Raw genomic sequence first — 14,437 nt, 5'->3', positions numbered from 1 at the left:
ATAAAAAGCGTACCAAGTCTACGGAGAGACTCCAGAACATTTTGAGCGATGCGGGGGTCGTCTTTAGCGTCTCGATTACTACTCTGAATCACGCCTCGGTTTAGCCCCAAAGTTCCCCAACGTAATGTGCACTCATAAACTACCCCGCAGGGGGCGGACGTATCTGGTTCCGCTGCTCGCATTTTCTTCCGTCAGCCTCGCCGCCCAGGAAGCCCCGCCCGCCAACGCAGATGACGAGGTGGTCTACCTGCCGGCTTTCGAAGTCACCGCCTCTGAAGACCGCGGCTACTACTCGGCCAACTCGGTTTCTGCGACCAGCTTGAACATGGCCATCCGCGATCTGCCGGTGCCGGTCGAAGTCGTCAACGAGGATCTGATCACCGACATTGGTGCGACCAATATCGAAGAAGCCTTGCGCTATTCGGCCGGGATCCAACAGGAGACGTTCCAGAGCGGTGCCGGCTCGGAAGGAAACTCGCCCGGTGCGAACAATTCGACCATCTCCGACCGGTCCCCGTCTTCTTCGGCGAGCACCAACGATCCTTTTGCCAACACCGTCAACATTCGTGGCTACGACGTGCCCAACCAGCAGCGGCTGGGCTTCCGCGTCGGCTCGATCGTGCCGGCCTATGGCGTAGTGCTCGGCAGTCTGAGTGACTCGGTAAACATCCAGCGCCTGGAAATTGTGCGAGGCCCAGCCTCCTTGCTCTACGGGATCAACGTCCTCTCGGGCATCGTCAATCAGCTGCCGAAGCGGCCCATGAGCGAATACCGCGGGGAAGTGACCTACACCACTGGCAGCTACGACCTTAGCCGCAGCACGCTTGATGTCACCGGCCCGCTCATCCGCGGTGAACGCGGGCTCAACTTCCGCCTGGCTGGCTCCTATGAAACGCGCGACGACTGGACGGACTTCCGCAGCGATGAAAAACGCTATGCGGTGGCTCAGCTTGAATGGTATCCCTTCAAGCGCTCAAAGCTCTTCACGGAGGTCCAGTATGGCAACTTCCGCCGCGAAGGCATCGGCGCACAGTCGCTCTACGACAGCTTCCCCCTCGCGGGCTCCTGGTCGGAGTTCCGCAACGAATACAACGAGCGCTACAACTGGGCCTGGACCTTCGACAATCAGGATGAGCAGGGCACCCATATCCCGAAGCCGGGTGCGACCCCGGAATACGGCCACCTCGACCGCTCGTTCCGCTTGTCTGGCCCCGACACTTATTACGAGCGGGATGAATGGAGCTTCGTTTCGATCTTCGACATTGAGCCGGTCGAAAACCTCACGATCCGCGCCAGCTTCAACTATTCCCATCAGGATGTGGAGCGCTTTGAAGTGGCCCTCAAGTCCATCACCCGGGGCGAACCGGAGCTGACGCCGCAGTCAAAGAACTGGGCCATGAACCCCGAGCTGGAAGCGATCCCGGCCACCGGCGCCACCTCGGCCGACGGTGGAGTGGCAGAACTCTTCCGAGTGCCGAATCCGCGTGAAGTGGGGACGACCGGGCAGCTTCAGGATGACTGGAAATTCGTGCGCTACTTCTGGTACGAGAACCCTTCGGAAGCTGAAACCTGGCAATACGCGCTCAAGGCCTCCTATCTCCTGGAGACGGAATGGCTGGGCGGAGAGCGCCACACCTTTACCATCGGACGGCAGGAAATCTCCGATACCGTGAGCTTTATCGACACGCCGGGTGGCGCCGGTTCGAGCCTCGCCGGTTCAGCTGCCTACTCCAAATACGACGAGGAAAACGACCCTTACCAGATTCGCGGCATCTTCGACTTCTCGCCCTTGCGCTACCAAGGGGAGAATGTCGCCATCCTCGGCGACAATCGCTACAACCCGACGCAGCTCGGCTACACCGATGAGGCGACCGGGAAGCGCGTGGCACCCCGCAGCTTTGTGCGATCCGGCTACATGGAGGCGGATCTGTGGTATCTGGGCCACAATGCCATCTACCAGGGAGAATTGCTCGACGGGAAGCTCAACCTGATCCTCGGTGCTCGCAACGATCGCTATCAAGTCAAGGAACGGGAGCAGCTGCGCATCCGTGACGTCAACCCGCGGCAAGACCCCTTTCTGCTGGAACTGCGGGGCGGAGTGCAAGGGAGGGGCCAAGGGGACAACCAGATCCTGCCCTACACCTTGGGCTACGGCACCGAAGAATTTACGCCCATCCCTGCTCTCGATGATATCGTGATCAACAACTCGGGCGGCAAGACGCTGAACCAGCTCATCGCCGAGGAATACGCGCAGTATCGACGCGACAACCCCAACGGCACGCAAGAATACAATTTTGTCGACGAAAATGGCCGCCCCGAGAGTGTTTCCATCGACACGGCAACGGCCGCCCTCAGCTACCGCCTCACGGAAGACCTGTCGCTCTATCTATTGACCGCAGAGGGCGTGTTCCCCAACTCGGGCCTGCGCGACGGGTTGGATCAGCCGATCGGTGCCGAGACGACGCAGAGCTACGAGATCGGGCTCAAGTTCGACCTGTGGGATGGCAAGATCTCCGGCACCCTCTCCGCCTTCCAGATCGAGCGCGAGAACGCGGTGTGGTATTGGAGCGATGCACCCAACCCCTCACGGTGGGTGGGTGGGGCCAACGAGCCGCAATCCGCTTCCGGCCGCTTCGACCCCTCGCTCCCCATCTCCTACGAGATCGACGCCAGCTATCTGGACGCCGCGATCGAAGCCGCTGGCTTTGCCGCGTCGCATCCTGAACTCTTTGACGGCAGGGTGGGGGCTGTTTCCCGCGACGGTACTTATGTCGAAAACTCCGAATATGGTATCGCTTTTGCCGAGCATCAGCGCGTGGTGACAAACGCTCGCGAAGTCGCCGTCAGCCGCAATTTCGTCAATATCTCGTATGATGCGCTGAAGGATCCCAATCACCCCAACCCCGACTTCCAGCAGATTCTCGTGAGTGCGATGGAGGCGGCTTTCAACGATCGGGGGCAGACGGAATTTGTGCCCATCTATTACTCGGGCGGCACGGAAGATACCGTCAACAACAACCCGAGTAACAGCCAAGGTGCCAACGTCCTCTTCGCCGAAAAGGGCACTGGCATCGATGGGCAAATCATCTTCAGCCCCACGGAGAATTGGCAGATCCTGTTTACCTTCAGTCACGTGAAGCGCGAGGTGGACGGCCCCCTGGTGCTCGCACCCACCCTGACCGCGGACGGCACGAACTACACCACCGAATACGACGCCTGGGTCCGCATTATCGGCCGCGAGAACTTCGAGACCGATGAAAACGGACGGCCGTTGCCCAACCAGATGCTCTCGGGTGGCGGGATCGACGGCGTAAGCCTCTACTTTGGCCCCACCGAGGTCGCGAACATCTGGACGAACTACGCGTTTGACGAGGGCCCGCTCGACGGCCTTTCGGCAGGCCTGGGCGTTCGCTACACCGGCCCGGCGCAAACGGCGGTCGCCATTGGGGGGACCGACCTGGCGGAGAACCTCTACATGACGCCCGAGACCAAAGAGCGCTACACGATGGACTTCCGGATCGGCTACCGCTGGAAAACGCAGCGTGTCGGTTATTTCATCCAGTTTAACGTCTACAACCTGCTGGATGACGACCATTCCCTCAACACGATTACCTACTACGACGGCAACGGCGCTGCCGTCGCCCAGCGCCGGACAGAAGTCTACCACTCCCCCCGCACGTTCCGCATCCGCGCCGGGATCAATTTCTAACTCACTCCAAACAACTCCTCCCTTATGCGTATGAGCTACCGAACTCCCTCCAAAGCATCTTGCCTGGCAGCCCTTGTTCTGGCCGCTTCCAGTCTTCACGGCCAATGGGTTAAAATCGACACCTTCGATGACGGCGAGACCAGCGCCTCGATGGTCGTCACCCAAAAACCGGGTGACCCCGACGGAGACGTCTACGTGGTCGACGACCCGTCCAGCGCCTCCAACGATGTCCTCTATCCGTGGGCCGGAGCGACGATCAATAACAACATCAACGTATCCTGGTCGCTCCCCGAGCCCATCGCCGACGGCGAGACCGGCACTCTGTATTTCCGTTACTACATGTCCGGCCTCGATGTCAGTTGCTCGATTGGCGTTCACTCGACACCGGGTGCGGAAGTGACCGGCTGGGGTGCCTACAAGTCCATGCTGCGCCTCCCAGGCGCGATTCGGGACGGTAGCTTCGAAGTCCGCGATTCTGGCAACTACTACACGACCAACCATGTGAGCCAGACCGGCGTCTGGTACGAAGTCTGGCTGGTGGTAGACAATGCAAACGACCTCTCCCGGTGCTACATCCGCGGAGGCCAGCACACTGAGGTAACGGAGATCGTGTTCGATAAAACCGATGGCACGACCAGTGCCACCGACTTTTTGTTCCGCGGCGGGGCCACCGACGCGCCCATGACGACGGCAACGGTCGTAATCGGCTCCGGCGATACCGCCCAAGGCTATTACGGCACCGATTTTCTCTTCCTCGATGATCTCTACCTGGCTTCTGGAGAAGTTCTCTGTGCTCCGGGTGAAGACTGTGCGAGCGCAAATACCTGGGCGGGATGGACGATCGACGGCGATGGCAATGTCGACACCGGCGACTTCATGCAGTGGCTCTATATCGACGGCGACTGGGTGTGGTCTTACCGCCTGAACAAGTGGGTTTACCTGCCCGAGAACTTTGTCCAGGAGACGGGTGCCTGGACGTGGGTGACTCGCTAAGCGTCACTTTCGACCACAGACCAGACCGGAGCCCCTGAACGCTCCGCCCTTATATTGGGGGCCGTTGGCGTGCATCACAAGCGCCTCGGCCCCCTTCTTGAGACGGCTACTTCTAGTATTTCTGGAGAGATTTGTGCCACCCATTCTCGTCAAGAGAACGTTGGTTTCTTTGTTTATGACTCGACTATTTTCTCAACACCGCATGCGTAAGGTCCAGTCGCTGGACGGCAGGTGGACTTATCAATTCCCCGTCGCCGGGACCACTCTGGACGCCCTCGCTCCTGGAGAAGTCCGCGAGGTGGGGATCGCCGTTCCCGGCGTCTGGGAGTCCCTGCCCGAATGGATCAACTACCGTGGTCAGGCCGTCGCAAAAACTGTTTTTGAGACCGACCGCAGCGGCCCTGCGCGGTTTGTCTTTAAGGGCGTAAGCCACACCTGCGTGGTCTACCTCGATGGCAAGGAAGTAGGCGCGCACCACAACGCTTATACCCCCTTCGCGATCGATCTGCCCTCGCTGTCCGCAGGCCGCCACGAGTTGACCGTTTGGATCACGAACGAATTTGGTGAAGCCTCCGCCCTGCACATCCCGAACGATTACTATACCTACGGTGGGATCAGCCGCCCGGTGGAGCTGCAGTTGCTCGAGACTGCCGTCTACATTCGTCGGGTTCGCTTTACTCCGCGCCAGGAGCAGGGCCAGTGGGTCGCGGATCTGGAAGCCTGCCTCGTCAATCTGAGCGGCCAGCTCTGCACCGGCCGGCTTTCCGTTGAGGTGGCGGGCGAGACCTGGACCGTGCCGCAGGCGGAAGTTGCCGCTTGCGAGGCGCTGCTTACCGGCACGCTCCGCTTTTCCGGAGTTGAGGAATGGTCCTCCGAGTCGCCGACGCTGCATCTTTTGCGCGCACGATTCGAAAGTTCCGAAGGGGCGGACGACTGGATCGACCGCGTAGGCTTTCGCACCGTGACCATCGACGGCGCGCGCCTGTTGGTAAACGGAAAGCCCGTGTTCCTGATGGGATTCAACCGCCACGAAGACCATCCCGACTATGGTTGCGCGCTTCCGGTGGAGATCATGCGCAAAGACCTCGAGCTGTGCCGCGTGATGGGTGCCAACGCCATCCGCACCAGTCACTACCCCAACGACGAGCGTTTCCTCGACCTCTGCGACGAGTTGGGCCTGATGGTGTGGGAAGAAAACCATGCGCGCGGCCTTTACCCGCAGGGCGTCCTGCCCTTGATGGATTCCCATCCGATGGCACACCCGAAATTCCGGGAGCAATGCCGCACTTGCAACGAAGAGATGGTGCTGGAGCACCACAACCACCCCTCAATCGTGCTCTGGGGGATCCTGAATGAGTGCGACAGCTACAGCGATTACGGGCGCTCCTGCTATCAGGAGCAATTCGAGCAGATCAAGGCGCTCGACCCTTCGCGACCGACGACTTACGCCTCCTGCCATCAAGGCGACGCGCGGCAGACCGCCGTCGATATTTGCCAGGACTTGCCCGATGTCTGCTCCTGGAACCATTACCACACATGGTACGACACCTGTGGTGCGGCCGAGGGGCTGCGACGCGAGTTGGAAAAGTGGGAGCCGAAGATGGCGGGCAAGCCTTACATCGTGAGCGAGTTCGGCGCCGGTGCCCTGCCGGGCTATCGCGCTCCCTTGGGCCGCCCGAAATGGAGCGAAGAACGGCAGGCGGATGCCTTGCGCGATTGCCTCGAAACGTACCTGAACCATCCCCGGCTATGCGGCGCCTTCATCTGGCAATTCTGCGATGTGCGCGTCGATGAGGCCTGGGCCATGAAGCGCCCGCGCACGATGAACAACAAGGGGGTGGTCGACGAATACCGCCGGCCCAAGCTGGCATTTGAAGTCGTCCAGCAACTCTTCCGCGCTGCCCGATGAGAGACGCCGCTTTTCCGCCGGTCCAGAAGCTCACGACGGGCCCTGGCTATCACTGGTTTGGCTATTACGACAAACTTCAGACCGACCCTGCGGGCCGTTTCGTCCTGGGGATGAAGGTCGGTTTCGAACATCGTTCTCCTACGGCCGACGATGTGATTGAGGTTGGCCTGATCGACCGCCAAATTGGAAACCAGTGGGTATCGCTGGGCGAGAGCCGGTCCTGGGGTTGGCAGCAGGGCTGCATGCTCCAATTCAGGCCGGGGCATCCGCACGAGATCGTCTGGAACGACCGCGTAGGCGACCACCACGCCACTCGGATCCTCAACCTCCAGACGGGAGCCGAACGCGTGCTCGACGACGCCATCTATTGCCTGAGCCCCGACGGGCGCTTTGGCGTCGGCACGGATTTCCGGCGCATCCAGAACATGCGCCCGGGCTACGGCTATGCTGGTCTGCCAGACCCCAATGAGTCCAACCGCACGCCGGACGATACGGGCATCTATCGTCTGGATCTTGATACGGGCCAAAAAACGACGCTCGTCTCGATCCGTGATCTGGCCCTCATCCCACACCGGGGCGAGTCGCTGGCAGGCTTCTGGAACTACTTCAATCACCTCCTCATCAGTCCGGATGGTCAGCGGTTGGTCTTCCTCCATCGCTGGCGTCGCACGATGGGGGAACGGGCCTCCCGTGCCTCAGGGGGCTTCGAAACCCGCATGGTGACGATGGATGGGGACGGCTCGAATATCTACATTCTCGACCCTTCGGGCAACACTTCCCATTTCATCTGGCGCGACCCCGAACACATCTGCGCCTGGACCCAGCCCGAGGGTGGGGCGGAGAGGTTCTATCTGTTCCGGGATCGCACGGCAGAGCTGGAGCCCGTGGGCCATCGGCTGATGCCGCGGAACGGTCACAATACCTACCTCCCCGCGCCGCACGCCGACTGGATCCTCAACGACACCTACGCCCACCAGAGCGGTCGTAAGCAGGAGCTCTATCTGTATCATCCGGGTCAGGACCGTCGCATCGAGCTCGGTGCCTTTCCGGCGGCCCCGGAATACACAGGCGAATGGCGTTGCGACCTTCATCCCAAGGCCACTCCTGATGGCAGGACCATCCTGATCGACTCCACTCACGAAGGCGACGGTCGGCAAATCTACGCGGTCGACATCAGCCAGTTGCCCCTCGGTTCCTGAAGCGCTCGACGCACTTGATCTACAGGGAGACTTGTTGATCAGTCGTCGTTTGCGGCGGCACTCAGATACTACTTTCAGAACCCCATGGAGCGCGGCTTCATTCGTTGGTCGCATTGTGATATCACTCTGATCAGCCCGCGCTCCAGACAGCTTTAAGAAGGTCAACTCCCCCCTCCCATGATTGCGGAATATGCTACTCTAGCCATTTACTTCGTAGTGCTCATTATCCTGGGCGCAGTCTTGTCTCGGCAGAACAAGAACCTCAGTGATTACGTCCGCGGTGGCGCCCAGGGCGTCTGGTGGCTCATCGGCACCAGTATGCTGATGTCGGGCATCAGCGCGTTTACCTTCACGGGTAATTCATCGGCCGCGTTTGAAGCCGGCCCGACGATGCTGGCAATCTACTTCGCAAACTGCTGCGGCTTTTTCGTATGCTGGCTGTGGGTAGGTGCCCGCTTTCGCAATACCCGTGCCTACACGATTGTCGATATCGTACGCTCTCGCTATGGCACCGTCGTGGAGCAGTTCACCGTGTATGCGGGGCTGCTTACATTGCCCCTGTCGGCGGCGATCCAGCTGTGGGCTCTCGCTGTATTCACCAGCTCGATCTTCCAGCTCCCGCTCGAGCCCACCATCGTGGCGATCGGGGCCGTGGTGGTCTTCTATTCGACCAGCGGTGGACGTTGGGCCGTCATGGCGACGGATTTCGTGCAAGGCCTCGTGCTGGTCCCGATCACCCTCCTGATCGCCTTCCTGGCCCTGAAGGAAATCGGTGGAGTCGGCGCGTTTCTGGGTTACTTCAACGACCCGCGTTTTGCGGCAGACTTCACCTGGGCGAAGGAGCCCGGAGCTTTTCCCGACAACAAGTTTACTTGGGAATGGATCATCGTGATTTTCCTGATGCAGTTCATCGGCTTTGTCGGGCACGGGAGCGCGCAGCGGTTCCTGGCGGCAAAGGACGGTAAGGAGGCGGGGAGGGGCTCGCTGCTGGCCCTCATCCTTATGATGATCGGCACCGCGGCATGGTTCATCCCCCCGATGGTCGCCCGCTTCCTGTATGAAGGCGAAATCATGGCGCTGGACATGGAGAACCCCTCCAACGCCGCCTACGCCTACCTCGCCACCAAGCTCCTGCCTTCTGGCATGACGGGCTTGATGATCGCAGCCATGTTTTCTGCCACCATGAGCAGCATGGACACCGGCCTGAACAGCCAGACCGGGATTATCGCCAACAACCTCGTCCCTAGGGTGCGCGAAGCCATGCGCCTGCCACCGTTGTCGGACAAGGCCAACCTCATCCTCTGCAAGACGGTTACCGTGCTCCTGGGGCTGCTGCTGGTCAGCTATGCGCTGTTGCTTTCCCAACAGGAGGAGTTCCGGCTCTTCGATGCCTACCTCATGGTGCAGTCGGTCATCGGTCTGCCGCTCGCGTTGCCCTTGCTGGTCGCGCTTTACCTGAAAAAGCTCCCCCGTTGGTCGTTCTTCTTCATCTTTTTCGTCTGCCTGATTCCCTCCATCTGGTCGATGGTCGATGCGCACTTCTTCGGCGAAAGCTGGACGATCCAGGAGCGGGCGATGTGGATCCTCATCTCCTGTGGACTGGCGGTGCTGGCCTGTCGCCCCTTCTATCGTTACTCCAGCGAGAAATACAAGGCGCAGGTCGAGTCGTTTTTCCGCACGATGGCGACTCCGGTCGACTATATGAAAGAGGTGGGGGTTTCCAAAGACTACGACCAGCTCTTTATCATGGGTAACACCTGTCTCGTGGCGGGCGGCCTGCTCTGCCTGCTGTTGCTCGGCATCAGCGAGCTATGGGAAGCCTTGTGTGTCTTCTTCGTCACCGGCTTTGTCGCGGCCATCGGCTTACTCTTGCGCAAAGGAGCGGCCGCCGAGAAACGGCGTGCCGAACGCCTCCTTCAAGCCGCTTCGGCCTCTCCTTTCAACCCCTAATCCCCTTTATTTCATGATGTTGAAAACAAATCACTGGCGTTTTAGCGCGATGGCTGCGCTCCTCCTTGGCCTTGGCACCAGCGCGTGCGCCCAAACCAAAGACAAGAGCCCTGATACTGAAGATTCCCCTGTCATCCTGGTCCGATCCGGCTGGCAGACCTCCAATATCGGCGACATCGCACACACGCCCGGCCTCCTGGCGCTTTTGGAGACGCACGCGCCGGATGCCGAGATAGTCCTTTGGGGCAAGGATCTGGGTATCGGGGTCAAGGAAACGCTGCAGCGGCAGTTTCCCCGCGTGAGCTTTGTCGATGGAGACGTGAACCCCGACGGGACCTTTACGACCGATGCGCTTTCGCAGGCATTTGACGAAGCCGATCTGCTGCTGCACGGATCCGCCCCTGCTATCCACCTGAACCCAGGCTTCCAGCTCTGGTGGAAGGAATCAGGCAAGCCCTTCGGCTACTACGGCGTCACCCTGGATCATGACACCTTGTTCGCGCAGATCTCGGAACGTGGCCCCATTGAGCCGGAAACGGTGGAATTTCTCAGCGATGCCGCCTTTGTGTTTTTCCGTGAGGCGGATTCACTGGAAGCGGCGCAAAAGGCTGGCATCAAGGCAGAAATAATGGAATTTGCGCCCGATGCGACCTTCGCTGCAACCCAGCAAGACGAAGAGAAGGCGCATGCCTGGATGGAAGCGCACGAGCTCGAGCCCGACGCCTATATCTGCATCATCGCACGCACCCGCTTTGCCCCCTACTACCGCATCCGCAACCGGGAGCCGAATGAGATCGACCGCAGGAAGGATGCTTTCAACGCTCGATACCTCGAAGCCGACATGCGGAGCATCCGCGAGATCATCGTGCGCTGGGTGCGCGAAACCGGCCTAAAAGTCGCCCTCGTGCCGGAAATGGTTTTCGAGATGGATCTGCACCGCGAGTGGGTGTTCGACCGACTGCCGGAAGATGTGAAGCCTTACGTGGCGTGGCGGGAGGATTATTGGCTGCCCGACGAAGCCGCCGCCCTCTACGAGAATGCGGTCGCCCTCGTCAGTATGGAATGCCATTCTCCTATCCTGGCTTCCGCAGTCGGCACCCCCGCCATTTACCTGACCTCTTCCACGGAGACCTACAAGAAGCAGATGTGGAACGACATCGGGCTGAGCGACTGGATGTTCGACATCGACGAGGCGAGCAGCGACGACATCGTCCAAACGCTATTCGAGATGCACCGTGATCCCACGCAGGCCCAACAAAAACTGGCGGAGGCCATGAAGATCGTCGAAGAGCGCCAGCGGAAATCCATGGCCATCGTTCACGAAGCGGCCTTTGGAACCGAGCAATAAGATGGCTTCACCCATGGAATTTTCGACCGCCCCGCGCATTGGAAAATACTCTACCGGGCTTGTCTCGGTCACCTTCCGGCAGCTTTCGCCTCAGGAGATTGTTGCTCTGGTGGCCGCAGCGTCCCAGCGGGGCATCGAGTGGGGAGGGGACGTGCATGTGCCGGCAGGTGATCTGGCGCAGGCGCATGCCGTCGGTCAGATGACGCGAGACGCGGGTCTGGAAGTGGTCTGCTACGGCTCCTACTACCGCTGCGGCGAGCAGAAGCCGGGCGAGCCTGAATTCGAGACCGTGCTGGAGACCGCACTTGCCTTGGGCGCCCCTAGCATCCGCGTGTGGGCGGGGCGGCGCAGCCCCCAGGATTACACTCAAGAGGAAGCGCAGGCGGTAAAGGACGATTACGTAAGAATCTGCGAGCTGGCTTTGACTCACCAGATCGACGTCGCGACCGAGTTCCACGGCAAAACGCTTACCGAAAATCGCCCATCCACAGTCCAGTTCTTTCGAGGCATCGACTTGCCCAATGCAAAATCGCTCTGGCAGCCTCACGCAAGAACGGACTTTGCCACCTGCCTTGCCACCATGGATGATGTGCAAGACCGGCTGGCCCACATCCATGTCTTCCACTGGGGCGCTGGCGGGTGGACGGATCGACGCCCCTTGGCCGAAGGCGAGGAGGATTGGAAAGCCTATCTCGACGCCGTAGCGGCCGACGGCCAGCACCGCTGGGCCCTCATCGAGTTCGTCGCCGGTGATGACCCGGCGCACTATCCGCGCGAGGCCGCTACGCTCAATCATTGGGTACAGCATGCGGCTCGCTGAAAGCACAGATTGAGGCTCGTTTTAGCTTTCAAATCGTTAGTCTGGATCGTGCCCCATACTGGACATCAGCTGTCGGCTTTACGAGAAGCAGCTTCCAAGGCGTGCACATGCTACGCAAAGGCATCGGAGAGCCAAATATTCAAGATGCTTAGAGCCGCTTTGGGGCAAAATCAGCAACCTTTCCGTTTCTGGCCGCCCGCCGCCCCTCACCCAGCGCCAACCACCGCTTCACGATGACGTCGCAGTAGGCGGGCGAGATTTCCATGCCGTAGACGCGGCGGCCAAGTTGTTCGGCTGCGATGAGCTGGGAGCCGGAGCCGCTGAAGGGCTCGTAGCAGAGGTTGCCGCGGCGGGTGTGCTGGCGCATCGGGATGGCGAAGCACTCAAGCGGCTTCGGGGTGGGTGGTCGGGCCGCTCGGTGTGGACGATGTTCGAGATCTCCCACACTGAGTTTAAGTGCCCCTCAGCGGTTTTCTCCGGCTTCTGACGTTTGAGCCAGCCGAAGAAGCACGGTTCGTGGTTCCAGAAATACCACGAGCGGGTGAGGATCGGCGTGTTCTTGAGCCAGATGATCTGCTGGTGGACGAGCGCCCCGTGCTTTTCCCAGGCCTCTTCCAGTAGCTTTTGCCGTCGGCTCGCGTGCCAGCAATACCACGCCGCGTTTGGCGCGATCGCGTGTGCCTTCGCCGGCGCGATAAAGCGGTCGTAGAGGTCGCTGTTCTCTTCCTGCTCGTCCCAGGTCTTCCCGTAGGTATCCGACCAGTCCTTGTTCGCCTTTGGGTCGGGATTCGGATGGTTGCACCCGTCGTAGCCGACCAGGTAGGGCGGGTCGGTCGCGAAGAGGATCGCGCGCTCGCCCTGCATCAGGCGGATCAGGTCTTCGGGGTTGGTAGCGTCACCGCAGAGCAGTCGGTGCTCGCCCAGCTCGTAGAGATTGCCTGGCAGGGTGATAGGATTCGCCGGAGGCTCCGGGACTTCTCCGGCGGCCTCCTCGGTCTCGATGCCGCGCAGCAAGTCGGCGATCGCGTCGCCGTCGAAGCCGGTCAGGTCCATGTCGATCTCGCCTTCGAGTTCGGCCAGCAACTCCTTGAGAGCGTCCTGGTCGGTATCGGCCAACTCCGCGATGCGGTTATCGGCCACCATATCGGCCCACTCGGCCGCCTCGTGTTCGTAGTCCTGATAGTCGACCGGCACCGCTTCCATCTCGAGCAGGCGGGCCGCGTCCAGCCGCCCGTGCCCCTTCACCACGAAACCGCTTCGCTTAATACCACGATCGCGTTGCGGAAGCCCTGCGCCCGGATGATCTTGGCCAGCTGCTTCACTTGGCTTTCCGGGTGTCGGTTCGGCACCAGCCGCTCGATGTCCACTAGTTCGGTGTGCGCGTAAGGATTTGAATCTCGCTTGTTGCGAACGACGGGGGCAACTAGTGCTGTTTGATATGGCGGGATATTATGATGAATAATGCCGCGAAGAAGGGAAGCAAAATACTTGAAGGCTCTGGAATTTGCGCATTATCATAAACAACAAATATGGAGGTTATTTGTCTTCCACCCGGGACGGTTATGGTTTTACGTTTTCCTGTAAGCGGATCTAGGATTGTAAGTTGATCAGCAACTGATGCATGCTTGTGGTTTACGAGTAGATCACCCCAAGGTAGGAAGCTTATTTCTGTAGGGCTCTGGATTCCGCTAAATCGGACTGTATCTTGTCCTTTGGGTAGTGCGAAAATTGCATTACTTCCAGTAGCAGCAATGTAGATAGTACCCGTGATCGGATTGAAGTCTACGCTTGAGGGTCCGTCGATATTATGATATAAAATTGATCTATCTAGTTTAGGTGAGCCATCTGGCATAAAGTCATAAATGTAAAGCTCGTCTCGTCTGGTATGTGTGGCATATAGCTGGCCAGAAGGTGAGATAGTCAAAGAAGATAATCCAGTTTGAATCGTGAAGTTTTCGACAAAAGCCATGCTGCCTGCTTGATACTCAAACATGCTAAGGAGACCTCCGTTCAGAACGTAGGCTCTATTTCCAAAAGCAATGATGTCATCCGCTCTGCCGCTACTGATTCTGTCCGTTACTCTTTCGATGAAATTTGGATGGTAGCGATCACTATCATACCTAACAAAACTCGAAGTAGGTCGATCTGTGACCAGCAGGTCTCCGTTGCCTGCGATGGAGAATCCCGTCGGAACGCTTGGCGTTTCATAGCCAGTTTGGCGCGAGTCAATTAGGACGGGATCTTGGCCTTGAATAAACCTGAAGGTATAAAAACCGACACTTCCGCTTTCAGTTCCGACGTATACCAGAGCCGTTTCTACGGCGGCATAGCCAGATCGGATCGCGAGCGAAAGGGCAAGAAAGAGGGTGATCCAAGAGGATTTCATTAGAATCTAAATCATAAGAGGCATACTCGGGAGTGTCGAGAGCGTTGATCAATATTTAATGTTACGTTATAGTAACTCCTCTGCCCCCACCAGCTTCGGCATCGTAGCGGCGACAACCTGCAT

General features: G+C 59.3%; 9 protein-coding genes. 7 read left to right on the top strand and 2 right to left on the bottom strand.

The window, feature by feature from the left end; all coding sequences use genetic code 11:
* Window positions 1–124 precede the first annotated feature (124 nt).
* The 7 genes from Q7P63_17320 to Q7P63_17290 all read left to right on the top strand — a co-directional run bounded on the left by Q7P63_17320 (window position 125) and on the right by Q7P63_17290 (window position 11,928).
* Entirely contained in the window at window positions 125–3,709 is a 3,585-nt protein-coding gene (locus Q7P63_17320) for a TonB-dependent receptor plug domain-containing protein (GenBank protein ID MDP0501857.1), read from the top strand.
* Window positions 3,710–3,739: 30 nt separating this feature from the next.
* Entirely contained in the window at window positions 3,740–4,702 is a 963-nt protein-coding gene (locus Q7P63_17315; protein ID MDP0501856.1) for a hypothetical protein, read from the top strand.
* 202 nt (window positions 4,703–4,904) lie between these two features.
* The gene (locus tag Q7P63_17310; protein MDP0501855.1) at window positions 4,905–6,611 is read left to right on the top strand and encodes a glycoside hydrolase family 2 TIM barrel-domain containing protein; all 1,707 of its coding nucleotides are present in this window, start codon (window positions 4,905–4,907) and stop codon (window positions 6,609–6,611) included.
* Window positions 6,608–7,810, top strand: coding sequence for a hypothetical protein (locus Q7P63_17305; GenBank protein ID MDP0501854.1), 1,203 nt, complete (start codon window positions 6,608–6,610; stop codon window positions 7,808–7,810). Before Q7P63_17310 ends, Q7P63_17305 begins: the two co-directional genes overlap by 4 nt.
* A gap of 177 nt (window positions 7,811–7,987) precedes the next feature.
* Window positions 7,988–9,760 carry a hypothetical protein gene (locus Q7P63_17300; protein ID MDP0501853.1) on the top strand — a complete coding sequence of 591 codons (1,773 nt, stop codon included), beginning with the start codon at window positions 7,988–7,990 and terminating at the stop codon, window positions 9,758–9,760.
* Window positions 9,761–9,809: 49 nt separating this feature from the next.
* Window positions 9,810–11,108: a polysaccharide pyruvyl transferase family protein gene (locus Q7P63_17295; protein ID MDP0501852.1), complete on the top strand. Its 1,299-nt coding sequence runs from the start codon at window positions 9,810–9,812 to the stop codon at window positions 11,106–11,108.
* Between the two features lie 13 nt (window positions 11,109–11,121).
* Window positions 11,122–11,928: a TIM barrel protein gene (locus Q7P63_17290; GenBank protein ID MDP0501851.1), complete on the top strand. Its 807-nt coding sequence runs from the start codon at window positions 11,122–11,124 to the stop codon at window positions 11,926–11,928.
* Between the two features lie 148 nt (window positions 11,929–12,076).
* On the opposite strand, the gene Q7P63_17285 is transcribed toward Q7P63_17290, so the two are convergent.
* Window positions 12,077–12,295, bottom strand: coding sequence for a DNA methyltransferase (locus Q7P63_17285; protein ID MDP0501850.1), 219 nt, complete (start codon window positions 12,293–12,295; stop codon window positions 12,077–12,079).
* A gap of 1,056 nt (window positions 12,296–13,351) precedes the next feature.
* The gene (locus tag Q7P63_17280; protein MDP0501849.1) at window positions 13,352–14,314 is read right to left on the bottom strand and encodes a hypothetical protein; all 963 of its coding nucleotides are present in this window, start codon (window positions 14,312–14,314) and stop codon (window positions 13,352–13,354) included.
* Between the last annotated feature and the right edge of the window lie 123 nt (window positions 14,315–14,437).

Source organism: Verrucomicrobiota bacterium JB022 (genome assembly GCA_030673845.1).
Classification (GTDB): domain Bacteria; phylum Verrucomicrobiota; class Verrucomicrobiia; order Opitutales; family Oceanipulchritudinaceae; genus WOUP01.
Note: the sequence above shows the minus strand (reverse complement) of the source record. Positions and strands in the feature narration are given on the sequence as shown.